Annotated in this window: 28 protein-coding genes; 17 read left to right on the top strand and 11 right to left on the bottom strand. The window is 66.9% G+C overall.

Annotation, left to right across the window (positions count from 1 at the left end; all coding sequences use genetic code 11):
• Nucleotides 1-131: 131 nt before the first annotated feature.
• On the bottom strand, nt 132-1,352 hold the full coding sequence (locus tag JF542_RS16215) for an acyl-CoA dehydrogenase (RefSeq protein ID WP_207076599.1): 1,221 nt from the start codon (nt 1,350-1,352) through the stop codon (nt 132-134).
• Between the two features lie 129 nt (nt 1,353-1,481).
• Between JF542_RS16215 and JF542_RS16210 the strand changes: the two genes are divergently transcribed.
• The 15 genes from JF542_RS16210 (at nt 1,482) to JF542_RS16140 (ending at nt 15,162) form a co-directional block, all read left to right on the top strand.
• Complete coding sequence (locus JF542_RS16210; protein WP_007800026.1) at nt 1,482-2,372, top strand: LysR substrate-binding domain-containing protein; 891 nt, start codon at nt 1,482-1,484, stop codon at nt 2,370-2,372.
• 522 nt (nt 2,373-2,894) lie between these two features.
• A complete protein-coding gene (locus JF542_RS16205; RefSeq protein WP_007800024.1) occupies nt 2,895-3,485 on the top strand; it encodes a hypothetical protein in 591 nt (196 codons plus the stop codon).
• 100 nt (nt 3,486-3,585) lie between these two features.
• Nucleotides 3,586-3,894, top strand: coding sequence for a hypothetical protein (locus JF542_RS16200; protein WP_040544786.1), 309 nt, complete (start codon nt 3,586-3,588; stop codon nt 3,892-3,894).
• Between the two features lie 127 nt (nt 3,895-4,021).
• The gene (locus JF542_RS16195) at nt 4,022-4,474 is read left to right on the top strand and encodes a TadE/TadG family type IV pilus assembly protein (protein WP_207076598.1); all 453 of its coding nucleotides are present in this window, start codon (nt 4,022-4,024) and stop codon (nt 4,472-4,474) included.
• Between the two features lie 4 nt (nt 4,475-4,478).
• Nucleotides 4,479-5,960, top strand: a complete 1,482-nt coding sequence (locus tag JF542_RS16190) for a pilus assembly protein TadG-related protein (protein WP_207076597.1) — start codon at nt 4,479-4,481, stop codon at nt 5,958-5,960.
• A 334-nt stretch (nt 5,961-6,294) separates the two neighbouring features.
• Nucleotides 6,295-7,857 (top strand): autotransporter outer membrane beta-barrel domain-containing protein, encoded by a 1,563-nt coding sequence (locus JF542_RS16185; protein ID WP_207076596.1) that lies wholly within the window; start codon nt 6,295-6,297, stop codon nt 7,855-7,857.
• A gap of 475 nt (nt 7,858-8,332) precedes the next feature.
• Nucleotides 8,333-10,117: a phosphomethylpyrimidine synthase ThiC gene (thiC, locus tag JF542_RS16180; protein ID WP_207076595.1), complete on the top strand. Its 1,785-nt coding sequence runs from the start codon at nt 8,333-8,335 to the stop codon at nt 10,115-10,117.
• Nucleotides 10,114-11,061: an FAD-dependent oxidoreductase gene (locus tag JF542_RS16175; protein WP_207076594.1), complete on the top strand. Its 948-nt coding sequence runs from the start codon at nt 10,114-10,116 to the stop codon at nt 11,059-11,061. The genes thiC and JF542_RS16175 overlap by 4 nt, the downstream gene beginning before the upstream one ends.
• A complete protein-coding gene (gene thiS / locus JF542_RS16170; protein WP_207076593.1) occupies nt 11,051-11,248 on the top strand; it encodes a sulfur carrier protein ThiS in 198 nt (65 codons plus the stop codon). Before JF542_RS16175 ends, thiS begins: the two co-directional genes overlap by 11 nt.
• Before the next feature lie 4 nt (nt 11,249-11,252).
• Nucleotides 11,253-12,011, top strand: coding sequence for a thiazole synthase (locus JF542_RS16165; RefSeq protein ID WP_207076592.1), 759 nt, complete (start codon nt 11,253-11,255; stop codon nt 12,009-12,011).
• Entirely contained in the window at nt 12,011-12,619 is a 609-nt protein-coding gene (locus JF542_RS16160; protein WP_207076668.1) for a thiamine phosphate synthase, read from the top strand. Before JF542_RS16165 ends, JF542_RS16160 begins: the two co-directional genes overlap by 1 nt.
• Nucleotides 12,616-13,572, top strand: coding sequence for a HesA/MoeB/ThiF family protein (locus JF542_RS16155; protein ID WP_207076591.1), 957 nt, complete (start codon nt 12,616-12,618; stop codon nt 13,570-13,572). The genes JF542_RS16160 and JF542_RS16155 overlap by 4 nt, the downstream gene beginning before the upstream one ends.
• The gene (locus JF542_RS16150; protein ID WP_207076590.1) at nt 13,569-14,348 is read left to right on the top strand and encodes a hydroxymethylpyrimidine/phosphomethylpyrimidine kinase; all 780 of its coding nucleotides are present in this window, start codon (nt 13,569-13,571) and stop codon (nt 14,346-14,348) included. Before JF542_RS16155 ends, JF542_RS16150 begins: the two co-directional genes overlap by 4 nt.
• Before the next feature lie 91 nt (nt 14,349-14,439).
• The gene (locus JF542_RS16145; RefSeq protein WP_007800002.1) at nt 14,440-14,739 is read left to right on the top strand and encodes an FtsB family cell division protein; all 300 of its coding nucleotides are present in this window, start codon (nt 14,440-14,442) and stop codon (nt 14,737-14,739) included.
• Nucleotides 14,740-15,006: 267 nt separating this feature from the next.
• Nucleotides 15,007-15,162 carry a hypothetical protein gene (locus tag JF542_RS16140; protein ID WP_007800003.1) on the top strand — a complete coding sequence of 52 codons (156 nt, stop codon included), beginning with the start codon at nt 15,007-15,009 and terminating at the stop codon, nt 15,160-15,162.
• 55 nt (nt 15,163-15,217) lie between these two features.
• Here the strand turns inward: JF542_RS16140 and JF542_RS16135 are convergent, their stop codons facing one another.
• The 10 genes from JF542_RS16135 to yajC all read right to left on the bottom strand — a co-directional run bounded on the left by JF542_RS16135 (nt 15,218) and on the right by yajC (nt 22,503).
• Nucleotides 15,218-15,784 (bottom strand): DsbE family thiol:disulfide interchange protein, encoded by a 567-nt coding sequence (locus JF542_RS16135; RefSeq protein WP_224888089.1) that lies wholly within the window; start codon nt 15,782-15,784, stop codon nt 15,218-15,220.
• Nucleotides 15,777-15,938, bottom strand: a complete 162-nt coding sequence (ccmD, locus tag JF542_RS16130; protein ID WP_007800007.1) for a heme exporter protein CcmD — start codon at nt 15,936-15,938, stop codon at nt 15,777-15,779. The genes JF542_RS16135 and ccmD overlap by 8 nt, the downstream gene beginning before the upstream one ends.
• Nucleotides 15,935-16,663, bottom strand: a complete 729-nt coding sequence (locus tag JF542_RS16125) for a heme ABC transporter permease (protein ID WP_007800009.1) — start codon at nt 16,661-16,663, stop codon at nt 15,935-15,937. Before JF542_RS16125 ends, ccmD begins: the two co-directional genes overlap by 4 nt.
• 425 nt (nt 16,664-17,088) lie before the next feature.
• Complete coding sequence (ccmB, locus tag JF542_RS16120; RefSeq protein WP_007800011.1) at nt 17,089-17,745, bottom strand: heme exporter protein CcmB; 657 nt, start codon at nt 17,743-17,745, stop codon at nt 17,089-17,091.
• Nucleotides 17,742-18,356, bottom strand: a complete 615-nt coding sequence (ccmA, locus tag JF542_RS16115) for a heme ABC exporter ATP-binding protein CcmA (RefSeq protein ID WP_207076589.1) — start codon at nt 18,354-18,356, stop codon at nt 17,742-17,744. Before ccmA ends, ccmB begins: the two co-directional genes overlap by 4 nt.
• Nucleotides 18,357-18,448: 92 nt before the next feature.
• Nucleotides 18,449-18,802 carry an Mth938-like domain-containing protein gene (locus tag JF542_RS16110; protein WP_007800015.1) on the bottom strand — a complete coding sequence of 118 codons (354 nt, stop codon included), beginning with the start codon at nt 18,800-18,802 and terminating at the stop codon, nt 18,449-18,451.
• A 10-nt stretch (nt 18,803-18,812) separates the two neighbouring features.
• On the bottom strand, nt 18,813-19,352 hold the full coding sequence (locus tag JF542_RS16105) for a TSUP family transporter (protein WP_242533795.1): 540 nt from the start codon (nt 19,350-19,352) through the stop codon (nt 18,813-18,815).
• A 206-nt stretch (nt 19,353-19,558) separates the two neighbouring features.
• Nucleotides 19,559-20,536, bottom strand: a complete 978-nt coding sequence (gene secF / locus JF542_RS16100) for a protein translocase subunit SecF (RefSeq protein WP_207076588.1) — start codon at nt 20,534-20,536, stop codon at nt 19,559-19,561.
• A 1-nt stretch (nt 20,537) separates the two neighbouring features.
• Nucleotides 20,538-22,199: a protein translocase subunit SecD gene (gene secD / locus JF542_RS16095; RefSeq protein WP_207076587.1), complete on the bottom strand. Its 1,662-nt coding sequence runs from the start codon at nt 22,197-22,199 to the stop codon at nt 20,538-20,540.
• A 16-nt stretch (nt 22,200-22,215) separates the two neighbouring features.
• Nucleotides 22,216-22,503, bottom strand: a complete 288-nt coding sequence (yajC, locus tag JF542_RS16090; protein WP_007799984.1) for a preprotein translocase subunit YajC — start codon at nt 22,501-22,503, stop codon at nt 22,216-22,218.
• Nucleotides 22,504-22,820: 317 nt separating this feature from the next.
• On the opposite strand from yajC, the gene JF542_RS16085 reads away from it, so the two are divergent.
• Nucleotides 22,821-23,018 (top strand): hypothetical protein, encoded by a 198-nt coding sequence (locus JF542_RS16085; protein WP_007799982.1) that lies wholly within the window; start codon nt 22,821-22,823, stop codon nt 23,016-23,018.
• Nucleotides 23,012-23,755, top strand: a complete 744-nt coding sequence (locus JF542_RS16080; RefSeq protein ID WP_207076586.1) for a trypsin-like serine protease — start codon at nt 23,012-23,014, stop codon at nt 23,753-23,755. Before JF542_RS16085 ends, JF542_RS16080 begins: the two co-directional genes overlap by 7 nt.
• The last annotated feature ends 25 nt before the right edge of the window (nt 23,756-23,780 follow it).

The following is a 23,780-nucleotide window of genomic DNA, read 5'->3' as shown; positions in this document are numbered from 1 at the left end:
CAAAAATACCTCGGGGGTGAATTGGCGCACAGCGCCAAGAGGGGGCAGCGCCCCTTCCTGTCGGCTGCCCGTCAAACGCAAGAGGGCGGCACCTTCCGGCACCGCTCCCAAGATCTACCAACAGAGGACGATCAGAAGAACGCCTGGATGCCGGTCTGTGCCCGGCCGAGGATCAGCGCGTGCACGTCATGAGTGCCCTCGTAGGTGTTCACCGTTTCGAGGTTGGCCGCATGGCGCATCACGCCGTACTCGATCTGGATGCCGTTGCCGCCATGCATGTCACGCGCCATGCGGGCGATATCAAGCGCCTTGCCGCAGTTGTTGCGCTTGATCAGCGAGATCATCTCGGGCGCTGCCTGGGCACTGTCCATCAGGCGCCCCACGCGCAGCGCCGCCTGCAGGCCGAGCGCGATCTCGGTCTGCATGTCCGCGAGCTTCTTCTGGAACAGCTGGGTGCCGGCCAGCGGCTTGTCGAACTGCTTGCGGTCGAGGCCATACTGGCGCGCCTGCATCCAGCAGGCCTCCGCCGCGCCCATCACGCCCCAGGCGATGCCGTAGCGTGCCCGGTTGAGACAGCCGAACGGTCCCTTGAGCCCTTCGACATTGGGCAGCAGCGCGTCTTCACCCACCTCCACGTCATCCATGACGATCTCGCCGGTGATCGAGGCGCGCAAGGACAGCTTGCCGCCGATCTTCGGCGCGGTAAGCCCCTTCATGCCCTTCTCGAGCACGAAGCCGCGGATCTTGCCACCATGCGCCTCGGACTTGGCCCAGACCACGAAGACATCCGCGATCGGCGCGTTCGAGATCCACATCTTGGCCCCCTTCAGGCGGTAGCCGCCCTCGGTCTTGATGGCCCGGGTCTTCATGCCCGCGGGATCGGAGCCGGCATCGGGCTCGGTCAGGCCAAAGCAGCCGATCCACTCGCCCGAGGCCAGCTTGGGCAGGTATTTCTGCCGCTGCGCTTCGGAGCCGTAGGCGTAGATCGGGTACATCACCAGGCTCGACTGCACCGACATCATCGAGCGGTAGCCCGAATCCACCCGCTCGACCTCGCGCGCGACAAGGCCATAGCTCACATAGCCCGCGCCGATGCCGCCATACTGCTCGGGCACGGTGACCCCGAGCAGGCCCTGCGCGCCCATCTCGGCAAAGATCTCGGGATCGGTATGCTCTTCCATGTAGGCGTGCTCGACTCGCGGCAGCAGCTTGTCCTGCGCGAAGGCGCGGGCGCTTTCGCCGATCATCCGCTCATCTTCCTCGAGCTGGGCGTCGAACAGGAACGGATCCTCCCACGAGAATCCGGCGAGTGCGGGGTTATCCTTGGGACGAAGGTTGGGGGCGTCGGCCATGGTCGGAATCCTTTTCGCGTTTTGACGCGCACCCTACGCCCGCACGGGCCCGGATGGAAACGATTTAATTTGCGCAAGGAATGAGAATTTCTCATAAACCAGCCCATCACCGTTTGTCCCGGAGCCCCGATGCGCAAAGCTTATATCCCGTCCGTCGCCGAGCTCGAGGCGTTCACCGCCTGCGCCCGTCGCGGCACCACCACCATGGCCGCCGACAGCCTCGGCCTGACGCAGAGCGCGATCTCGCGCTCACTGGCCTCGCTCGAGGACCGGCTGGGCGTGGCGCTGTTCAATCGCGTGCGGCAAAGGCTGGTGCTCTCGCCCGCAGGCCATGCGTTCCTCGACCGCGCCGAGGAGCTGCTCGCAGAGCTCGACGCGGCGGCGATGGGTGTGATGGCCTTCGGTGGGCGCGATGCGGTCCTGCGCATGGCGGTGCTGCCGAGCTTTGCGCGGATCTGGCTGATCCCACGGCTCGCGCGCTTTGCTCAGGTCGCCCCGGAGATCAGCCTCGACCTCTCGGCGCGCCTGCTGCCGGTGGATTTCGGTCGCGAGCCATTCGACCTCGCCATTATGCGCAGCCGGCATGATATGCCCGGGGTCAGCACCGAGCCGGTGATTCCGGAAACGATGGTGATCGTGGCCGCGCCGACGCTCCTGGCCGGGCAGGATGCACTCAGCGATGCCGACCTCCTGGAACTGCCGCTGCTGCAGCAATCGACCCGCCCCACGCTCTGGCTCGACTGGTTCCGCGGCTCAGATACCGACCCCCGTCGCATCCTGCGCGGTGCGCGGCTGGACCATTTCGACATGATCGTCGATGCGGCCATCGCCGGGCTCGGCGTCGGCATCGTGCCCGAGATCGTCGCCCGCCCTGCGCTCGAGCGTGGCGCGCTTGCGCTGGCCGCGCCACGGCGTTTCGAAACCGGTGAGCACTACGCGCTGATCCTGCCGGAGCCGGCACTGGCGAGCCCGCACGTGCAACGCTTCCGGGGCTGGCTGCTCGACGAGATCCGGCGCTGATCCCACCGCACATCGCTCGCCGCCTCGGGGCACTCTGCTCGGACAGCCCCCCAAGCCATCTAGTAAGCCCTCAAGGCGGCTTCGCCCGCGCTGGCCGGGATACATCAAGCGCGACAAGGCCGTATTCGAGCAACACACTCGCGCGAAACGACATTTGCGCACCAACGAACCGACAGCACGCAGCCTCTTGAAAATATCCAATATTCGTATTTCTTGACTCGCCACTCAAGCGCCAAGGCCACGCAAGCCCGCGTTTTTTCCGAAGAATCCCCGACCGCAGCGGGTCTTTTCCAATGGTAAAAAACATTTCAATGATATATCTTTTCGGTAGGCCGCTTCTCATTTAAGCGGATCCTGGGGGCGCCGAAATGCGACCGACGGAATGAGGGAGGGCTGCGTCCTCACCGTCGGCAGGAGGAGGAAAAGGAGCGATCCGCGTGCAACCGCCGCACCGGCCGATCTATCAACTTGGAACTGTTAGATCGGGCGCGCACCTTTGACCAAGAATTAAGGAGCAACCCCTTGGGGCTGAATTCGAAGACCGACGACGACACCCGCACGCCCGACTCCGCGAAGACTCATGCCATTCGGGCCGCAACGCTCTCGGGTATCCTGATTGTCCTGCTGCAATCGCACGCGGCGATCTGTGGCGCGTTCGACTGCAATCGCGACTACGTCATTCTGGGCTTCGGCCTGATCGTGCTGGCCGCCTGGCTCTATGGCTGGAGGTCGATCCCCTACCTTCTCCCGGGCATCGCGCTTCAGGCGATACTGGAAGGATACGCGCCGGCCGAGATTCTGAGCTCCGCAGACGGCCACGCGCTCATGGTAACGCTCTGCGCCCCGTTCGCCTTCACCACGATGCGCTGGGCCGGGATCGACACCGAGGTCGACCTGACCGGCGGGCGCCGGGTCTGGAAGATCATCCTGCTCGCCGGGGTCAAGGCGTCGGCATTCGCGCTCATCCTGCGCAGCCTGCTCGACGACCTCTTTCCGACCCACACGCTCTCTTTCTCGATCGCCTACCCCACAGTGCTCAGCGACATCGCCGGCCTGGCGGTATTCATGCTCATTTTGATCGGAATTTTCAGACTTATGCAGCGATCTGAATAGATTGTCACAATCACAAGTCTGCCTTTGCACAAACCGGTATTGCGCCAAATCTTCTGAAAATTTATCATGGCGATACTTTAGGTCGATTTGGACATACAAGATGAGCGCGCTATCCGGCATCGCAAAGCTACGAGCTGCCCTGTGGCAGATGGAGAAAGACCTCGGACTCGAGGATCTGAACCGCAATGAGCGCGACCTGCTATACGCGTTTCACGCCATTGCCGCGCAAGGCGATGGGACAACCGACATTTCCTCCGACCAGGTACGTCGCGCGACGGCGGTCGAGGAGATGAAGCACGCCACCTTTCACCGTGCCATGAAGCGACTGATCGAGCTTGGCTACATCGAGCATTCGCCGAACCACAAGACCAAGGTCTACAGGCTGGGAGCCAACGCCCAGTCTCTCTGATCGTGAGGGGCGGTATCGCCCCGACAGGCACGAAATTGCCTCAACATCACACCGCAGACATCATTCCGCCCCAATATCGCCCAACTCCATAAATATCAATTTGATATAAACATGGAGGAACGGGGTGATGTCACAGTCAAAGCTTCGAGACCGTGCGGCACGCGCCTGGCGCGATGAGGCTGGCAGCGCGACGGTCGAGTTCGCGATCCTGTTTCCGGTCTTCATGGCGATCCTCACCGGCATGGCGTGGCTCGCCCTCTACCTGCTCACCATCGCCAACGTTCAGCAGCTTACCCACGAGGTCGCGCGGCAATCCCTGCAGCATCACGGTGGCGCCCTGAGCCGCGCCGAGTTGTGCGCGACCATCGAGCAGAGCCTGGTGACGGATCTGACCGAGACCTTCGTCATGATCTCTCCCGAGCGCCTCAGCTCGGTGCACTGCAGTGCCGGGACCCGCGCCGGCTGGAGCGAGATCACCCTGACCTATGACGCCTCCTTCATGGGCTTCAACTCGGTGTTCCGGCGTCTGAATGACGGCTCGGACCAGATCACCGCCAAGGCCATCGTGATGGGAGGCTGAGGTGATGCTGCGTGACGAGTCCGGCTCGGTGACTGCCGCGACAGCGGTCCTGCTACCCGGCATTCTGATCGGCATGGCGATGCTGTTCGACCTGCTCTGGCTCAACAACCATCGCAGCCACCTTCAGGCGCAGGCGGACATGGCCGCGCTCGAGGCCGCGCGCTACACCGGCGAACGCCCTTCGGCAGTCCGACAGGCGCGCGTCTCGGTCGCCGTGAACGACAGCTTTCGGGCCGAACGGCTCGCCTCTCGCCAGATCGAGCTCGGCCGCTGGCAGGATGGCAGCTTCAGCGACATGGATGTCGCCGATCCGCGCCGCCCGAATGCCGCGCGCGTCACCGTGCGCTCGGAGGCCAAGACCAACCTCACCGCCCTGCTCCGGCGCGGCTTCGATGCGCCGTTCGAACGCAAGGCCGTGGCGCGCGCGCAGGAGCGCGTGAGCTTCACGCTCTCGAACTGCCTCGCCTCGCTCGATCTGTTTCAGGGCGCCCTGCGCCCACTGCTCGGAAGCGCCGCCGACCTGCTGTGCTCCGACGGGGCTCTCAGCCTGCGGGCCGACCTGCTGCTTGAAACTCTCGCCCTCGATCTCGAGGCGCCGCTGACCTATGGCGACGTGCTCGACGCCGAGATCGGGCTCGCCCGTCTTTGGTCGCTGGCGCTTGGCGCGGATGTACCGGCACCGCCGGGCACCATCCGGCTTGGCGATGTACTCCAGCTCGACGAGGCCAATCGCGGCCTCCTGCTGGGCGCGGGCCTGCCCGCGGGCCGCGTTTCCCGCGCGGACCTGATCTTTGCCTCGCTCGAGCTGCTCGACGATCACCTGATCGATCTGGATTTCGAAGCCGACCTCGGACCATTCGCCCGGATCCCGGTTTCGCTCACCGTGCTCGAGCCGCGCCGGATCGTCCTCGACGCCGAACCCGGCAGCACCGAGGCCTATGCCGAGACCGCGCAGATCCGTCTTGGCGTCGATGGGCTCAACCTGCTTGGCCTTGTCGAGCTCGACCTCGCGCTCGAGTTGGCGCAGGCCTCGGCGCAACTCGGCACAGGCGGCTCGGTCTGCCGGCCCGTCGGCCCGCACCCGGCGGCGGCCTTCACCCCGGTCGAGGCCGGGCTCGCCACGCTCGACATTGGCCTGAGCGCGCTCGGCCTGACGGTACGGGATCGCATCGCGCTGGTGCAAAGCGGCGCCCAGACGCTGTCCTTCAGCGCAGAAGACGTGCGCGACGGCGTGTCGAAATCGCTGTCGCCGCGCCTCGAAGAGGCGCTGGACCAGGCGAGCCGCAACGCGACGGAGCTGCTTGGGCAGATCGATCCGACAGGCTTGTCCGGACTGGCAGGCGGGCTTCTCGCGGCCGCGTCCTCTCTCACCGCGCCGCCGGAGGCCGCTCTGGCCAGCGTGGTGCACGACTTCGTCGGACTGGCCATTGCGCCGGCATCACTCACGGTCCTTGAAGGGACCTGCAAGGTCCGACTGGTCCAATAACAAAGTCCACCACTCACGCGAGACTGGGGCGGCCACGGCCGCCCCCCCCATTTTGTTTCATGGTGATACTTATTGAAATTCAACCCCGAAAAAGGAGAACGAATCGAAGCGACCATAGGACGCGATTGCGGCAAATCATCACCTTATCGGAAACAGTAAATTACAACACATTCTTTTGGACCAGCAGAGCAAACAATAGACCGAGCCACCGCTCACCCCTAGCCCAAATTAAGTATCATTTAGATATTATTTTTGCGTTCGGAGCCCTCCTTCCCGCAGCCTGATCCCATCGAGGTCGCGCCCGCCACGGGCACGCATCAGAGGAGGAAGACACATGGGATTTCTAAGCGGACTGTCACGAACTGTCGAACACCTCACGCAAGAGCCACCCGAGGAGACCCCCGACAGCAACGTTGCGGTGGTCGAAGGCGCGCTGACGCTCAGCACCGAATTCGCCTTCGGGATGGACCCGGATGCCATCAGCGGCAAGCTTGTGCTCCTCGATGGCGACCTGTCCTTCGGACCGGCATCCAGCACCAGCTATGCCGACGCGTTGTTCGCGGCGAATGAGCACAACCTGACCGCTCAGGCCGGCGCGGAGATCTCGGTCGAGGTCAATCTCGACGGCGACCCGTTCGACATCACCGTCGATCCCGACGATCCGGTGGACGGCATCGAGACAATCAGCGATTGCGATCTCATTTCCTTCACACCGATGGATCCGAGCGGCATCCACCTGCCCCACCCATCCGAGCCAGAGGAGGACCACTCGGTGATCTCGCTCTTCGACGAAGACGGCCTTGTCGACGACCTTGCCGGCGACGGTGGCGCGGTCGACACGCTGCTGGGCAATCACGATGGCCCTGATGGCAGCGAGACAGACGGTCTTGGCGACGATCTCGCCGGCGAGGGCGGCATCCTCGATGAACTCGCGGGCGATGGCGGCGTGCTCGACCGCATCCTCACCGGCGACGACATGGCAGATGGCAGCGAAACCGATGATCTGGTCGACGACCTTCTGGCGGAGGGCGGTCTGGTCGATGAGCTGCTCGGCGATGGCGGGACGGTCGATGACCTGCTCACCGGCGACGATCAGGCAGACAACTCGACCACCGAGGGCGTGATCGACGGGCTGCTGGCCGAGGGCGGGACGCTTGATGAAGTCCTCGGCGACGGCGGCACCGCCGATGATCTCCTCGACGATGGCCTGGTCGATATCAACATCGGCGGTGCGGATCACGAACAGGCCGGGCTTCTGGAGGAAGACGGGCCGATCGACGACCTCCTGGGCGACGGCGGGACGGTCGATGCCCTGCTCACCGGCGACGACATGGCCGACGGCAGTGAGACCCACGGGCTGGTGGACGATCTTCTGGGCGAAGGTGGCACCGTCGACGAGCTTCTTGGCGATGGCGGCACCGTCGATGACCTGCTCACCGGCGACGATCACCCCGATCACAGCGAGACCGACGGCGTCGTGGCTGATCTTCTGGGCGAAGGTGGCACCGTGGACGAGCTGCTTGGCGATGGCGGCACCGTCGATGACCTGCTCACCGACGACAACCATCCCGATCACAGCGAGACCGATGGCGTCGTGGACGATCTTCTGGGCGAAGGTGGCACCGTGGACGAGCTGCTTGGCGATGGCGGCACCGTCGATGACCTGCTCACCGACGACAACAAGCCCGATCACAGCGAAACCGATGGCGTGGTCGAGGACCTTCTTGGCGATGGCGGTACCGTGGACGAGCTTCTGGGGTCCGAGGCATTCGACGTCGGCGATGCGGTACGCCACCTTCTTGGCGACTGGAGCGACGACAGCTCGGAGCATGACCCGCATCACGAGAGCGGCGACGAGGATCACGATGACGGATTGCTGTCGGGCCTGTTCGGCTAACTCCCTCTCCCCCTTGAAGCAGACCAACGGGAGCGACAGCAGGGGATCGGGCGAGAGGCCCGGTCCCCGTATTCGCATCTTCAGCACCGAACGGATGCTCATGTATTGCGTCACTTAATGAGGGCAAAGAACTGCACTAAATGAACAATTTCAGATCTGGATAAGAAATGTCCTCCCCGGGCACTTTCGACGCTTGACCGCAAAGCGTGATTTCCTATCCTGCCGACACGTCAGGGGAGTCCCGCCAGAGGGGACTGAGAGGCTGACACCGGCACATTGATGCCGGGGTGACGCGACCCTTCGAACCTGACCCAGTTGACGCTGGCGTAGGAAGACCGAAGGGCATTCCCCCATCGCATCTCGAGGGGCGGCCTTTTCGGGCCGCATGGCCCTGTTGCGCATTGCCGCAACCTGGGCTGTCCGGCCCCTTTCTGCACTACGTTTCACTTGGGTCTCATCGCGAGAGGAGACCGAAATGAAAGACACCATCCCCACCATCACCACGGGCGCGCTGCCCGCCTCGACCAAGGTTTACGTCCACGGCGAGACCCACGAGCTCCGCGTCCCCCTGCGCGAGATCGCCCTCACCGGCGAGGCGCCGCTGCGCGTCTATGACAGCTCCGGCCCCTATACCGATCCGGCGATCGAGATCGACATCGCCAAGGGCCTGCCCGAGGTCCGTGGCGGCTGGCTGCATGCCCGTGGCGACGTCGAGGAATACGAGGGCCGCGGCGTCACCGACGCCGATAACGGCTTTGCCAAGGGCGACCGACTGGTGCCGGGCTTCCCGGAGCAGCGCAAGCCGTTGCGCGCCACCGGCGACCGGGCCGTGACCCAGCTGGCCTATGCCCGCGCCGGGATCGTCACCCCCGAGATGGAGTTCGTCGCGATCCGCGAAAACGAAGGCCGGCTTGCCGCGCATACCCGCGACGGCGCGCCGATGGGCGCCAATCTGCCGGACCTCGTGACGCCGGACTTCGTGCGCGACGAGATCGCCGCCGGCCGCGCCATCATCCCCGCCAACATCAACCACCGCGAGCTCGAGCCGATGATCATCGGGCGCAACTTCAAGGTGAAGATCAACGCCAATATCGGCAACTCGGCGGTCACCTCCTCGATGGAGGAAGAGGTCGAAAAGATGGTGTGGGCGATCCGCTGGGGCGGTGACACGGTGATGGACCTCTCGACCGGGCGCAACATCCACAACATCCGCGACTGGATCATCCGCAACGCGCCGGTGCCGATCGGCACGGTGCCGCTCTACCAGGCGCTCGAGAAGGTCGGCGGCATCGCCGAGGACCTGACATGGGAGATCTTCCGCGACACGCTGATCGAGCAAGCCGAGCAGGGCGTCGATTACTTCACCATTCATGCCGGCGTGCGCCTGCACATGATCCCGATGACCGCAAAGCGCGTCACCGGCATCGTCAGCCGCGGTGGCTCGATCATGGCCAAGTGGTGCCTGCATCATCACCGCGAGAGCTTTCTATACGAGCATTTCGACGAGATCTGCGACATCTGCCGCCGCTACGACGTCTCGTTCAGCCTTGGCGACGGGCTGCGTCCGGGCTCCATCGCCGATGCCAATGACGAGGCGCAGTTCGCCGAGCTGCGCACGCTGGGCGAGCTGACCAAGATCGCCTGGGCCAAGGATTGCCAGGTGATGATCGAGGGCCCCGGCCACGTGCCGATGCACAAGATCAAGGAGAACATGGACGAGCAGCTCAAGCACTGCCACGAGGCGCCGTTCTACACGCTCGGACCGCTCACCACCGATATCGCGCCGGGCTACGACCACATCACCTCGGCCATCGGGGCGGCGATGATCGGCTGGTTCGGCACCGCGATGCTCTGCTACGTGACGCCGAAAGAGCATCTCGGCCTGCCCGACCGCGACGACGTGAAGACCGGCGTGATCACCTACAAGCTTGCCGCCCACGCAGCCGACCTCGCCAAGGGCCACCCCGGCGCGCAGCTGCGCGACGACGCCATCAGCCGGGCACGGTTCGAGTTCCGCTGGATCGACCAGTTCAACATCGGCCTCGATCCCGACACCGCGCGCGAGATGCATGACGAGACGATGCCCGCCGAGGCCCACAAGGTGGCGCATTTCTGCTCCATGTGCGGGCCGAAATTCTGCTCCATGAAGATCAGCCACGACATCCGAGCCGAAGCCGAAAAGCAGGAGGGCATGGAGAAGATGGCCGAGAAATTCCGCGAGGGCGGCGCGCTCTACGTGCCCGCCGAACCGTCGGAATGATCTCGGTTCTGGGCACCGGGGTGGCGGGGCTTTGCGCCGCCACCGCGCTGGCCGAGCGCGGGCTGCCGGTCGAGGTGATCGCGCCCGGGGACGCGCCCGCGCCCGCCTCCCACCTTGCGGGCGGGATGCTGGCGCCGTTCTGCGAGGGCGAGTCCGCGCCGGCGGTCGTGGTATCGAAAGGTCAGGCGGCGCTTGGCTGGTGGGCGGCGCGGATGCCCGGCGTGGTGCGTCGCGGCACGCTGGTCGTGGCGCCGCCGCGCGACGCCGCCGAGCTCGACCGCTTCGCCCGCGCCACCCAAGGCCACCGAGCGGTGTCGCCTGCCGATCTCGAGCCGGAACTGGCCGGTCGCTTTGCTCGTGGGCTGCACTTCCCGGACGAGGCCCACATGGACCCGCGTGCGGCGCTCGCCCATCTGCGCGAGCGGCTCATGGCGCAGGGCGTGGCCTTCCGCGACGGCGGACCGCGCGGCGGCATCGTCGACTGCCGGGGGCTGGCCGCGGCAAGCCACCTGCCCGACCTGCGCGCCGTGCGGGGCGAGATGCTGGAGCTTTGCGCGCCCGACGTGCAGCTCACGCGTCCCGTGCGGCTGCTGCACCCGCGCTTTCCCTGTTACGTGGTGCCGCGCGGTGGCGGCCGCTACATGATCGGCGCCACCATGGTCGAAAGCGCCCGACCCGGCCCGGTCACCGCCCGCGCGGTGATGGAGCTGCTCTCCGCCGCCTACACGTTGCACCCCGGCTTTGCCGAGGCCGAGGTGATCGCCACAGGTGCGGGCCTGCGCCCCGCCTTCCCAGACAACATTCCGGCGCTGCGCCATGCGCCCGACCGAACGCACCTCAACGGCCTCTACCGGCACGGCTTTCTCATGGCCCCGGTGCTGGCCGAGGAGCTGGCCGAGGCGCTCGCATCGCCCTCTTCAAAGGACCTCACCCATGCGCATTGACCTCAACGGCGCGCCGATCGAGACCCGCGCCCGCACCCTGCAAGACCTGATCGAGGAGCACGGCTTTGCCGCCGCCGCCGTCGCCACCGCGGTGAACGGCAGCTTCATCCCCCGCACCGCCCGCGGGACTGCAACGCTCTCCGAGGGGGCGCGGGTCGAGGTGCTTTCACCGATGCAGGGAGGCTGAGCCGATGTTCTACGGAACCGACCTGAAAAGCCGCCTGATGCTGGGCACCGCGCAATATCCCTCGCCGCAGGTGCTGCGCGAGGCGATCGCCGCCTCGGGCGCCGAGGTGATCACCGTATCACTGCGGCGCGAGGGCAGCGAGGGAGACGCCTTCCGCGAGATCCTGCGCCAGAGCGGCTGCCGCATCCTGCCCAACACCGCCGGGTGTCACTCCGTGCGCGAGGCGGTGACCACGGCGCAGATGGCGCGCGAACTGTTCGGCACTAGCTGGATCAAGCTCGAAGTGATCGGACATGCGGACACGCTGCAGCCCGACCCGTTCGCGCTGGTCGAGGCGGCCCGCATCCTCACCGAGGACGGCTTCGACGTGTTCCCCTACACCACCGAGGACCTGATCGTGGGCGAGCGGCTCATCGAGGCTGGCTGCCGGGTGCTGATGCCCTGGGGCGCGCCGATCGGCTCCGGTCAGGGGCTGCGCCATCGCGAGGCGCTGCGCAGCATGCGCGCACATTTTCCCGACGTGCCTCTGGTGATCGACGCCGGCATCGGCGCGCCGTCGCAGGCCATGGCGGCGATGGAGATGGGCTTTGACGCGGTGCTGCTCAACACCGCGGTGGCCAAGGCGCTGGACCCGGTTGGCATGGCCCGCGCCTTCGGCGCGGCGGTGGAGGCGGGGCGCACGGCGCATGACGCCGGGCTGATGCCCTGCCGCGACATGGCCACGGCCTCGACCCCGGTTTTCGGCATGGCGGAGTTGGCATGATGGGCTGGCTCGATCGTTTTTACCTGATCACCGGCCATGTCGGGCGTCTCGAGCTCTTGGTGCCGCAGGGGGTGCGGCTGGTGCAGCTCCGGCTCAAGGATCTGCCCGAGGCCGAGCTGCGCCGCCAGATCGCCCGCGCCCGCGACATCTGCGCCGTGCACGGGGCGCAGCTCGTGGTCAATGACCACTGGCGGCTGGCGCTGGATCTGAATTGCACCTTCGTCCATCTCGGGCAGGAGGACATGGACGGCGCCGATTTCGACGCTCTGCGCCGGGCGGGCGTCCGCATCGGTCTGTCGACCCATGACGAGGCCGAGCTCGACCGCGCGCTGGCCTGCGCCCCGGACTACGTGGCGCTGGGGCCGGTCTATCCGACGCTTCTGAAGAAGATGAAATGGGCGCCGCAGGGGCTCGACAAGGTGAGGCGCTGGAAGCGTCTGGTGGGAGACACGCCTTTGGTGGGGATCGGCGGGCTGACGCCCGAGCGCCTGCCAGGGCTCTTCGAGGCCGGCGCCGACAGCGCGGCAGTGGTGACCGACATCCAGCAGGCGGCAAGCCCAGAGGCGCGCTGCCGCGAGTGGATCGCAGCGACGCGGGTGCCCGCATGAGCCGCTACGACCGACAGATGCGCCTGCCCGAAATCGGCTCCGAGGGCCAGGCACGTCTGGCGCAGTCCCAGGTGCTGGTGGCCGGTGCGGGCGGGCTCGGCGCGGCCCTGCTGCCGCTTCTTGCAGGCGCGGGCGTCGGGCACATCACGCTCTACGATCCCGATACCGTGGCCGAGAGCAACCTGCACCGGCAGACCCTCTACCGCATGTCCGACCTTGGCCGCCCCAAGGCCGAGGTCGCGGCCGAGACGCTGGCCAGACTGAACCCCGATTGCCACATCGCGCCACGAGCTGAACCGCTGCTCTCCGACAGTGCGGCGGACGCGGTCGGCGAAGCCGATCTGGTGATCGATGCCGCCGACCGGGTCACCGCGACCTACGCGCTGTCGGACCTCTGCCATGCGACGAATACGCCCTTCATCAGCGCCGCCGTGACCGGGCGGGCGGGCCATGTCGGCGGGTTCTGCGGCGGCGCGCCGAGCTATCGCGCGGTGTTCCCGGACATGCCGCCCACGCTCACGAGCTGCGATGCCGCCGGGGTGATGGGGCCCGCCGTGGCGACCCTGGGCGCCCTGCAGGCGCAGATGGCGCTCTCGGTGCTGCTCGGGCTGGCGCCCTCGCCGCTGGGACAGATGCTGACGCTCGATCTCGCGGGCTGGCGCATCGGCGGCTTTCGCTTTGACGAGGCACCCGAGCCGGAAACGAACGGCCCCGCGATCCTCGCGGTCTCGCAGCTCTCGCCTACGGATCTCGTCATCGACCTGCGGTCTCGCGACGAGGCGCCCGTGCCCGCGACGCCGCAAGCGCAAAGGCTGCCGGAGGGCGGGCTTTCCGAATTGAACGGCGAGACCGGACAGCGCGTGGTCTTCGCCTGCGCCACCGGCCTCCGGGCCTGGCGCGCGGCGCAGGACCTGCGCGCGGCGGGTGGCATCGCGGCAATCCTCGCCACATGAGCGCGCGCGTGCTCTGCATCGGCGGGGTCGATTCCAGCGGCGGCGCCGGATTGCTGCGCGATGCCGCCACCCTCGCCGCGATGGGTCTGGAGAGCTGCGCCGCGGTCACCGCCGTGACTGCGCAGAGCGACGCCGCCGTGCGGGAGGTGCAGCTCATGCCACCAGCTCTGGTCGCAAGCCAGATCGTCGCGGCGTGCGAGGGGCCCGTGGATGCGGTGAAGATCGGCATGCTGGGCCACGCCGCCCTTGTCGATGCCATCGCGAGCGCCCTGCCCGACCTGCCGATTGTGCTCGATCCGGTGCTGGTCTCGACCTCGGGCCGGTCGCTGCTCGACGATGCCGGCATCGCCGCGTTGCTCGACCGTCTCGTGCCGCACGCCACGCTCATCACCCCGAACCTGCCGGAGCTTGATGCCCTCGCGGCGGCGCTTGGCGCCTCCTCCGAGCAGGCGATTGGCCTGCTAACGGAGAGAGGTTGCGGCGCGGTGCTGGTCAAGGGGGGCCACGATGCGACGCCGGAGGTTGCCACCGACCGGCTCTATCGCGCCTCGGCGCCGGTGGCAGAGTTCCACGCCCCGCGCCTCGACGGCACACTGCGCGGCACCGGCTGTCAGCTCGCCTCCGCCATCGCGGGCGAGCTCGCGCAACATCTGGACACCGAGCGCGCGGTGCAAAACGCCAAGCACATGCTGACCACGCGCTTCCGCGCGGCCTGCGACATGCCCCGCGACACGGCAATGCCCTCTGCCTCACGAGGAATTATGCCCCGTGCCTGACACGAGGGATTCCCATCCCGAATCGCCTGTGCCATACTGCTTCTAACGCACCCGTCAGAGGTGCCTTCCAAGGCAGAGCAAGAGCGCAGACATGAGCGCAAGGCGCAAACCCGCATTCGGTGTCGTGATCTACACGGCCATCACCCTGAGCCTTTCGGGCTATTTCGTCTTTGCCGCAGTGCAGGGCGATTTCGGCCTGTTCCGTCGCGCCGAGATCGAGGTCGAGGGCGACCGGCTCGCCGGCGAACTCAAGTCGCTCGAGGGAGAGGTCGCCCGGATGGAGAACCTCACCCGCCGCCTGTCGGACGATTACCTCGATCTCGACCTGCTCGACCAGCAGGCGCGCGATGTGCTGGGCGTCATGCGTTCGGACGAGATCGTCGTCCGCTGACGAGGACCTGAACAGCTGCAGCCGCATCGGTCGGGCCTTGCCCGATCAAGGTGCCCTATCTGCCCGTTCCGCGGGCAGTTCAGTCTCACGAAACATTACGGTTTGTCGCGTCCCTCGGCGCCTCTGCGTCGTTCCGCGCGGAAAACCAGCGAAAGCTTGCCACACCGGCAGCTTATCCCGACAAACCCTGAGACAGGATGCTTGAAAACGGGGCCGTCTGCGCTTTCTTCTTTACCTACAAGAAAAAAACAAACCGCAGGCAGACCCATGAACAAGAGCAGGAAAGTCAGAACAATCACGATCATTCAGGCCGGGGCGCTTGCGCTGCTGGCCATCTTCGGCGCCTTCGCGGCGCAGGGCCATCCGCAGCCGGTCCAGCCGAGCTGCAGCAGCCTCGACATGAGCACGCCCTGCGATCTGTGATTGCAGAGCCTCATAGCATCAGGGCGCGGTTCCGACCGCGCCCCTCTCGTGTTGCTCAGCGCCCGAGCGCCTCATAGAGCTTGGGCAGGAACACATCGGTATAGAGCGTGCCGGCAAGCGGGCCCACGTGCTTGTGAAGCACCGTGCCATCGCCCGCGACGATGAAGGTCTCGGGCGGACCGGTGACCCCCCAGTTAATCGCCGCGCGGCCCTGCGGATCGAAGGGCACACCGATGAACGGCGAGCGCTCTTCCGTCAGGTAGCCCGCCGCTGCCCCCGCCTTGTCCTTGAAGTTGACGCCGACGATGCGCACGCCCTCGTCCTGCAGTTCGAGCAGGCGCGGATGCTCGGCCCGGCACGGCGGGCACCACGAGGCCCAGAAGTTCACCACCGTTACCTCGCCCGAGCGCAGAGCGGCATCGCTCACGCCGGGAAAGCCCTCGAGCGTCGTCTCGGGCAGGCCCGGCGCAGGCTGGCCGAGGAAGGTCGAGGGCAGCGTCGTGGTGTCACCGCGCTGCATTCCGAAATAGGCCATCACCGCGAAGGCGAGAAAGATCACCGGCGGCAGGATCATGAGCGGCGAGATGCGCCGCTTGCGGGTCTCGGGATTGGTCTCAGCCATGGGGGCGTTTGCTCCGCTCTTCGATCTGTTCCAGCTCGGCGCGCACGCGGCGCGAGCGGGCGATGCTGGCGATGACCAGCACGGCGAGAAGCCCCAGCCCGACGCCGTAGGAGGCGAGCACCGCGAAGGCGTATTTTCCAAGATCCGGGATCATGCCTGACGCTCCCGTGCCATGAGCGCGCGGGCGCGGCGCGCGCGAATTTCCGTCTGGGTCCGCAGGAAGACCAGCGCGATGAACAGCAGCACGAAGCCGGCGATGCAGACCAGCGCCGGATACCAGAACACGTCGGCCACGTTCTCTTCCTTGTCGAGCGACAGCGACGCGCCCTGGTGCAGGCCCTGGTTCCAGAACAGCACCGCGTAGCGCGACAGGATGGCGAAGACCGAGCCCACGAGACAGAGGATCGAGGTCAGGTCGGCAGCGGTGTCGTCGTTCTCGATCGCGGCCCAGAGCGCCATGTAGCCGAGATAGAACAGGAACAGCACGAGGAACGACGTCAGGCGCGGATCCCACGCCCACCACGTGCCCCACATGGGCTGCCCCCAGAGCGCACCGGTGGCCAGCGCGATGATGGTGAAGGTGGCGCCCACGGGTGCCGCCGCGCGGGCGGCGAGCGCCGAGACGTGGTGGCGGCGGATGATCCAGACCAGCGAGGCCACCAGCATCATCACCCAGGCGTTGATCGCCATCATGGCGGCGGGGACGTGCAGATAGAAGATCTTGACGGTCGAGCCCTGCCGGAAGTCATCCGGCGTGAAGAAGAAGCCCCAGACCAGCCCGGTCACCAGGCACAGCACCGCGCCGACCGAGATCCATGGCAGGACCTTGTCGGTGGTGCGGATGAATTTGACAGGGTTGGCGTATTCCCAGATCGACATGGCTCTCCCCGTAGCGCAAGTGTCGCAATGTTTCACCTGAATTTTCCGTCAGGGGCAAGGGTCGTGGCGCCGCAGGGGCTGCTGCGCGGGGGCGGCGCGGGCCTCGCTCCGCAGGGGATACGCGCGAGGGTTGATCGACGGATTGGGCTATCTTTGAAAACCGGCGTCTGCCTGTCACTCGAGACGCCGGGGCCCGCCGCGCTATCGCCGGCCCGCGGGATGGCGACCGGATCATTGATCCTCTTGGTTTATCCCTGCCAAATCCGAAGGACCTCAACACGCTGCGCCAAGCGTCACCAAATCGCCAGCCCGGGGGGCGGGTCATGCCGGAGGCATGCTTCCAGCATGACGATGGCGCGGCGGCTTCGCCTCGATTCCGCGCAGCGAACGCTCGGATGTCAGGCGAAGGCATTGACCTGCGATCCTCAACGCAGATTGATCCGCAGCACCGCCGCGCTGGCAAACGGCAGCAGCGCGATCACCCCGGCGCTGATCCCGGCCAGCATCAGCAGCGGCGTCTGCACCGCCAGACCCTCTGCCCCGCGCCGCGCCACCTCCGCGCCAAAGATCAGCGTGGGCACGTAGAGCGGCAGCACCAGCAGCGACAGCAGCAGCCCGCCGCGCTTCAGCCCCACGGTCAGCGCCGCCCCGAAGGTGCCGATCACCGACAGCGCCGGCGTGCCTGCCGCCAGCGAGACCAGCACCCAGAGATAGCCCTCGAGCGGCAGGCTCAGCAGCACCCCCAGCACCGGCGCGGCAAGAACCAGCGGCAGCCCGGTGGTGAGCCAGTGCGCCAGGGCCTTGATCGAGACGATGCCCTCCATCGGCAGCGGCGCGGTGGCCAGCAGGTCGAGCGAGCCGTCTTCCCAGTCGAGCGCGAAGATCCGGTCGAGCGACAGCAGGCAGGCCAGCAGCGCCCCGATCCACAGCACGCCCGGGGCGATGCGTGACAGGAGCCCGGTCTCGGGACCGACCCCGAAAGGCACCAGCACCGTGACGATAAGGAAGAAGGCAAGGCCGAGGCCGAAGCCGCCGCCCGCCCGCACCGCGAGCCGCAGGTCCCGTGTCAGCAGCGCGATCACAGGAAAGCCTCGTCCTGCAATGCCGCCCGCGGGCTGGCCTTGAACGGGGTCACGTCGAACACCTCCGCCTCGGGAATGCCGAGATCGATATGGGTCGCCATCAGCGCCGAGCCGCCGCCCTGAAGATGGCGCCGCACCGCCTGCGCGAAGAGCGCCACGGAGGCGGTGTCCAGCGACACGGTGGGCTCATCCAGAACCCAGACCGGGCGGCCCGTGACCATCATCCGGGCCAGCCCCAGCCGGCGCTTCTGCCCGGCGGAAAGATTGCCCGCCAGGCGGTCCTCGAGCCGCTCCAGGTCGAAATCGCGCAGGGCGGCGGAAATATCCGTGGTGCCAAAGACCTGCGCCCAGAAGCGCAGGTTCTCGGTGACGCTCAGCATCGCCTTGAGGCCGTCGGAATGCGCCGCATAGGCGATGCGTTCTCCGGCGCCCTCGACGGTGCCGGCATAGGCCGGCTGCAGCCCGGCGATGGTGCGAAGCAGCGTGGTCTTGCCCGAGCCGTTCGGCCCGCGCAGCACCAGCGCTCGGCCCGGGGCCAGCGCAAAGCTCACCCCTTCGAGCACCGGCACCCCGCCTCGGGACACCGCAAGATCGGTCACGCTCAGCATCATGGAAACGGGAGTAGCGCAGGGATCGCCGGAGCGGAAGCGTCAAAACCGCGCGGGCTGATGCCCGTGCGGCCGCGCCCTGCGCAGAGTGGCGCTCAGACCGGCAGCACCGCGAGCGCCACGCGACGCCCCTCGCCCAGCAGCACGTTGTAGGTGCGGCAGGCGGACGGCGTGCTCATCACCTCGACGCCGACGCCCGCAGCCTCGAGCCTGGCCGTGAGCGCCTTGGGCAGCGGCACCAGTTCGCCCCCGGTGCCGACGAAGAGCACGTCGATGTCGGAGGCCAGATCGAGCAGAGCCGCCTCGTCCTCGAGGCCGCCCCAGCTGCGCGCACCTTCGATCGAGACGCAGAGCGCCCCGTCGAGCGGCTGGCCGCCGATGCGGAAGAAACCCGGGCCGTAGCCATCCACCGGCGTCGCGGCGCCGAAGCTCACATCATTCATCTGCATGGTATTTCCCCTAGTCCCATACCGGCAGCCCAAGAAGGATCGCCGCTGCGATGATCAGGTAGGATACGGTGCGGTATTCCCCTTCCCGCGCCGGATCGAACAAGGCCTGACCAACCTTCGTACCCAGACCATATGGCAAAAACATGAGAAATCCAAGCGGGATGGCCGAGGGGCTCAGCGCGCCCTGCAGCGCCATCAGCGGCAGAAGCAGCGTCGAGGTGATGGTGAGAAAGACAAGGATGGTGGCGCGCGAGCGGGCCACGCTGTCCTGCCCGGCCAACTGGAAAAGGATCAGAACCGGCCCCAGAAGCCCAGTCGAGCCGCCGACGAAGCCGGTGGCCCCGGCCACTGCCGCCCGCGTCGCAGGTCCGGGCGTGGCGCGGTAGCGTAGCCCGCTCACCAGCGCCACAAGCGTGACCGCGGCGACCGCGATCACTGCCCAGCGAAGCAGCGTCACGTCGGCCTGCTTCAGCACCCAGATCCCCAGCGCCACCATCGGCAGCGCGCAGAGCACCATCGCGGCGGTGCCGCGCCGATCGACCAGCGGCAACGCGCGCGGGAGCACCGTGAAGATCGAGACGATGGTCGCAAGGGTTGAACGAAGCGATGGCGGCCTCGACCGGCAGGAAGATCGTCCCCACCGGCATGAAGACCAGCGCCGCGCCGAAGCCGGCAAAGCCGTAGACCAACCCAGCGATGAAGCAGGTGGCCAGCATCACCCAGAGCCCCGGTATGGCGAGGCTCTGGGCAAGGATGTCAGACACTCGCGCCGCCGGCGGCCTTCTTGGCGTCGCCTTCCGCTTCCGGCTTCGACCAGTCGCGCTTGACCCCGAGCCAAAGCAGGATGGCCGAGGCCACGAAGATCGACGAGTAGGTGCCGACGAAGACGCCCCAGATCATTGCGAAGACGAAGCCGCGGATCACGTCGCCGCCAAGCGCGAACAGCGCAAACAGCGCCAGAAGCGTGGTCAGCGAGGTCATGATGGTGCGGCTCAGCGTTTCGTTGATCGACACCACGAGCACCTCTTTCAGCGGGCGCTTCTTGTACTTGATCAGGTTCTCGCGCACCCGGTCGAACACCACCACCGTATCGTTGAGCGAGTAGCCGACGATGGTCAGCAGCGCCGCGATGATCGCGAGGTCGAACTTGATGCCCACTTCCGAGAACACCCCGATGGTCAGCAGCACGTCATGCACCAGCGCCGCCACGGCGCCCACGGCGAACTGCCACTCGAAGCGCAGCCAGATGTAGATCAGCACCGCCGCGATGGCGAGGCCCACGGCAATGAAGGCGGTCTGGATCAGCTCGCCCGACACCTTGGGGCCCACGCTCTCGACCGAGACGAAGCGGATGTCGGGGGCGACCTCCTGCAGGGCCGCCTCGACGGAGGCGACGGTCTCGGCGGTGACCGCCTCCTGCCCGTCCTGCGCCGCGATACGCACCATGGCGACGTTCTCGTCCGGTCCGAAGGTCGGGTCGAACACCTCGGAAATGGTGCTGTCGCCGAGGCCCAGAGCGTTGATCGCATCACGGTAGGCGCCAACGTCGACAGGCTGCGCGCTCTCGGTGCGGATGGTGGTGCCGCCGCGGAAGTCGATGCCGTAGTTCAGGCCGCGCACACCGAAGCTGACCATCGCCAGCACGATCATGAAGGCCGAGATGCCGAGCCACAGCTTCCAGTGCTTGAAGAAATCGAAGGAGGTTCCGTCCTTCACCAGTCTCAGATGGCGCATGTCAGATCTCCAGCGTCTTGGGGCGGCGGCGTTCGAACCACATCACGATCAGCAGGCGGGTGACCCAGATCGCGGTGAACACCGATGTCACGATGCCGATGCCGAGCGTGATGGCGAAGCCGCGCACCGGACCCGAGCCCATGACGTAAAGAATGATGGCGGTGATCACCGTGGTGATGTTGGCGTCGACGATGGCCGACAGCGCCTTCGAATAGCCGAGCTCGATGGCGCGGGCCGGGCCGCGGGCGGATTTGATTTCTTCGCGGATGCGTTCGAAGATCAGCACGTTGGCGTCGACCGCCATGCCCACGGTGAGCACGATGCCGGCGATGCCGGGCAGCGTCAGCGTGGCGCCGATGGCCGAGAGGATGCCCATGATCAGGCCAATGTTGAGGATCAGCGCCACGTTGGCGAAGAGCCCGAACAGGCCGTAGCTGAGGAACATGAAGATCAGCACCGCCGCGAAGGCCACGCCGGTGGCAAGCTTGCCCGCGTCGATGCTGTCCTGACCGAGCTCGGGGCCGATGGTGCGCTCCTCGAGGAATTCCATCCCCGCCGGCAGCGCACCTGCGCGCAGCAGCACCGCGAGGTTGGTGGATTCGGCGATGTCGAAATTGCCGGTGATGATGCCCGAGCCGCCGGGAATGTGGCTCTGGATCACCGGGGCCGAGATCACCTCGTCGTCGAGCACGATGGCGAAGGGCGAGCCGATGTTCTCGGCGGTGTAATCGCCGAACTTGCGCGCGCCGCTCGGGTTGAAGCGGAAGTTGACCGCCGGGCGGCCGTTCTGGTCGTAGCTCGGCTGCGCGTCGACGAGTTCCTCGCCGGTGACAACGGGGGCGGTTTCGAGGATGTAGAAGACGCCCTCTTCGTTCAGGGAGGGCAGCACCTCGTTGCCGACGCCGGCGCTTTCGCCGGCGCTCGAGGCACGCCCGACGACCGGCTGGAAGGTCAGCTGCGCAGTGGTGCCAATGATCTCCTTGAGCTCGGCGGCCGAGCCGATGCCGGGCACCTGGATCAGGATCCGGTCGGAGCCCTGGCGCTGGATCGTCGGCTCGCGGGTGCCGACCTCGTCGATGCGGCGGCGGATGATCTCGAGCGACTGCTGCATGGTGCGCTCGTCGGTGGCGCGCTGTTCGGCCTCCGAGAGTGTCACGATGATGTCGCTGCCATCGCCCGCGACCTGCAGGTCGGTGGCGCCGGCCCCGGTCAGCGAGACCACCGGCTGCGCCAGTCCGCGCACCAACTCGAGCGCGCGGGCCATGCCGTCGGGATTGGAGATCCGCACCCGGAGGATGCCGGGAGCGGAGGGCTGAAGCCGGATCGTGCCGACCTCATCGCGGGCGTCGCGAAGCACGTCGCGCACCTCGGGCCAGAGCGCCTCCATGCGCGCGGCATAGACATCCGAGAGCCGAACCTCGGCCAGCAGGTGCGCACCACCGCGCAGGTCGAGGCCGAGGTTCACGAGGTCCGAGGGCAGCCATGTCGGCCAGACCGAGGCCTGCGCCTCGCGCTCGGCCGTGCTGCCCTGCGCCTCGATGGCCTTCACGGCATCGTTGTGCGATTCAACGCGATTATAGAAGAGGTTCGGCGCCGCCAGCACCAGCCCCGCCACCACCAGCGCCCAGATGAGGACGCGTTTCCAGGTATCGATCTGCAGCATGTCGGCGCCTAGGGGCTCAGCTCTCGGCCGGCTCGGTCTTGGACAGGACCTGCGTGACGGTGTTCTGCACCACGCGGACCTTCACGCCCTCGGCAATCTCGACGTCGATCTCGTTGTTGTCCTTGACCTTGGCCACCTTGCCGATGATGCCGCCCTGGGTGACGACCTGGTCGCCCCGGCGCAGCGCCGCGACCATCTTCTGGTGCTCCTTCATCTTCTTCTGCTGCGGACGGATGAGCAGGAAGTACATGATCGCGAAGATCAGGATGAGCGGAAGGAATTGTCCAAGCGCGGCTGGGTCCATGGGCGGGCTCCTCAGATGGAATGAATGCGGGGGAAGCCCCCGGTCAGGTCGCGCGGAACCTATGTGCGAACGGCAAGGGATGCAAGGAGCGTCACGGGGCCTTGCCCGGGACGCGAGATGCGAGGGGCGGATGCCGTCGGGTGAGCCGCGCAAAGACGGCCCCGGCGCGCTCGAGACCTGCCTCCCCCGCGTTCGATCAGTGCCGCGTCGGCGGCAAACACCGATTGCGTGCCCCTGCGCCCTTGCCGCAACGTCCCCTCGGCGCCTAGGCTGAGGCGAGAGCCCGCTTTCCGGGCGCAAGAAAAGGTTGAGCCCAAATGCGTTTGTTCCTGATCCTCGCCCTTGCGGGCACCGCGCTTGCCGGATGCGAGCGCTGCAGCCCCAAACCCAGCGCCAATGTGAATGTCGGCGTCGGCACCGACGGCGTGCGCACCGGCGTCAATGTCGGGCAACGCTGCGGCCCTCTTTATGTCGGCATGAGCGCCGGGGAGTATTACCACCCCAACTGGTGGTGACCCTCGGCCGCGCCGCCCGAACGCTCGTCACGCTGCTGGCCCTTGCCCTGCCCGGCCCTCTCGCCGCGCAGGATCCCGAGACCCGCATGATGACCCCGCGCGAGGGCGAACTGCCCGCCGTGGCCCGGGACCGGCTCTCCGACTGGGAGGCGGTCGGGCGGCTCAACACCCGCGGCGTCAGCCGGCTCGGCATGTGCAGCGCGGCGCTCATAGCGCCCGACACGCTGCTCACCGCCGCGCATTGCGTCGCCGGCCCCGACGGCAACCCGACCGCGCCCGAGATGCTGCATTTCGCCGCCGGCTGGTACGGCGGCGATCATGCCGCCGACAGCCCCGTCGCCTCCTACGAGGTCCATCCGCAGGCCTATGCGCAGGTCCAGCTCGACGTGGAACATGACATCGCGCTGGTCTACCTTGCCGAGCCGATCACCGAGGTCACGCCCCTCAAGATCGGCAGCACGTTCGCGCCGCCCTATGCGCTGGCGGGCTATCACGATCACCGCCCGCACCGGCTCTCGGCCCGGTTCGACTGCGACGGGAGACCGGTCCACCAGCTGCTTTTCGTCGACTGCCCGGTGCGCCCGGGCAATTCCGGCGGCCCGGCGCTCAGCGGCGGGCCGGACTGGCAGGTGATCGGCGTGGTCTCCGCCTCGGCGCGCGGCAATGCGCTGGTGGTTCCGGTCGATGAATGGGTGCGCGGACGCCTGTTGCAGGGCGCCCCCTACACCTCCGAGTGAAAAGAGGGCATAACCGCCCCGACTC

Origin of the sequence: Salipiger bermudensis (assembly GCF_017309175.1) — a bacterium.
Classification (GTDB): domain Bacteria; phylum Pseudomonadota; class Alphaproteobacteria; order Rhodobacterales; family Rhodobacteraceae; genus Salipiger; species Salipiger bermudensis.
Note: the sequence above shows the minus strand (reverse complement) of the source record. Positions and strands in the feature narration are given on the sequence as shown.

Excerpts from the sequence above, each read along its gene's own strand:
- JF542_RS16125 (WP_007800009.1), bottom strand. The coding sequence starts at position 16,663 with ATGTCGATCTGGGAATACGCCAACCCTGTCAAATTCATCCGCACCACC.
- JF542_RS16110 (WP_007800015.1), bottom strand. The coding sequence starts at position 18,802 with ATGCAGATGAATGATGTGAGCTTCGGCGCCGCGACGCCGGTGGATGGC.
- thiS (WP_207076593.1), top strand. The coding sequence starts at position 11,051 with ATGCGCATTGACCTCAACGGCGCGCCGATCGAGACCCGCGCCCGCACC.
- ccmA (WP_207076589.1), bottom strand. The coding sequence starts at position 18,356 with ATGATGCTGAGCGTGACCGATCTTGCGGTGTCCCGAGGCGGGGTGCCG.
- thiC (WP_207076595.1), top strand. The coding sequence starts at position 8,333 with ATGAAAGACACCATCCCCACCATCACCACGGGCGCGCTGCCCGCCTCG.
- JF542_RS16190 (WP_207076597.1), top strand. The coding sequence starts at position 4,479 with ATGCTGCGTGACGAGTCCGGCTCGGTGACTGCCGCGACAGCGGTCCTG.
- JF542_RS16215 (WP_207076599.1), bottom strand. The coding sequence starts at position 1,352 with ATGGCCGACGCCCCCAACCTTCGTCCCAAGGATAACCCCGCACTCGCC.
- secD (WP_207076587.1), bottom strand. The coding sequence starts at position 22,199 with ATGCTGCAGATCGATACCTGGAAACGCGTCCTCATCTGGGCGCTGGTG.
- JF542_RS16150 (WP_207076590.1), top strand. The coding sequence starts at position 13,569 with ATGAGCGCGCGCGTGCTCTGCATCGGCGGGGTCGATTCCAGCGGCGGC.
- ccmD (WP_007800007.1), bottom strand. The coding sequence starts at position 15,938 with ATGATCCCGGATCTTGGAAAATACGCCTTCGCGGTGCTCGCCTCCTAC.
- JF542_RS16155 (WP_207076591.1), top strand. The coding sequence starts at position 12,616 with ATGAGCCGCTACGACCGACAGATGCGCCTGCCCGAAATCGGCTCCGAG.
- JF542_RS16175 (WP_207076594.1), top strand. The coding sequence starts at position 10,114 with ATGATCTCGGTTCTGGGCACCGGGGTGGCGGGGCTTTGCGCCGCCACC.
- secF (WP_207076588.1), bottom strand. The coding sequence starts at position 20,536 with ATGCGCCATCTGAGACTGGTGAAGGACGGAACCTCCTTCGATTTCTTC.
- JF542_RS16200 (WP_040544786.1), top strand. The coding sequence starts at position 3,586 with ATGAGCGCGCTATCCGGCATCGCAAAGCTACGAGCTGCCCTGTGGCAG.
- JF542_RS16195 (WP_207076598.1), top strand. The coding sequence starts at position 4,022 with ATGTCACAGTCAAAGCTTCGAGACCGTGCGGCACGCGCCTGGCGCGAT.
- JF542_RS16165 (WP_207076592.1), top strand. The coding sequence starts at position 11,253 with ATGTTCTACGGAACCGACCTGAAAAGCCGCCTGATGCTGGGCACCGCG.
- JF542_RS16140 (WP_007800003.1), top strand. The coding sequence starts at position 15,007 with ATGAACAAGAGCAGGAAAGTCAGAACAATCACGATCATTCAGGCCGGG.
- JF542_RS16145 (WP_007800002.1), top strand. The coding sequence starts at position 14,440 with ATGAGCGCAAGGCGCAAACCCGCATTCGGTGTCGTGATCTACACGGCC.
- yajC (WP_007799984.1), bottom strand. The coding sequence starts at position 22,503 with ATGGACCCAGCCGCGCTTGGACAATTCCTTCCGCTCATCCTGATCTTC.
- JF542_RS16210 (WP_007800026.1), top strand. The coding sequence starts at position 1,482 with ATGCGCAAAGCTTATATCCCGTCCGTCGCCGAGCTCGAGGCGTTCACC.
- JF542_RS16185 (WP_207076596.1), top strand. The coding sequence starts at position 6,295 with ATGGGATTTCTAAGCGGACTGTCACGAACTGTCGAACACCTCACGCAA.
- JF542_RS16160 (WP_207076668.1), top strand. The coding sequence starts at position 12,011 with ATGGGCTGGCTCGATCGTTTTTACCTGATCACCGGCCATGTCGGGCGT.
- JF542_RS16085 (WP_007799982.1), top strand. The coding sequence starts at position 22,821 with ATGCGTTTGTTCCTGATCCTCGCCCTTGCGGGCACCGCGCTTGCCGGA.
- JF542_RS16135 (WP_224888089.1), bottom strand. The coding sequence starts at position 15,784 with ATGGCTGAGACCAATCCCGAGACCCGCAAGCGGCGCATCTCGCCGCTC.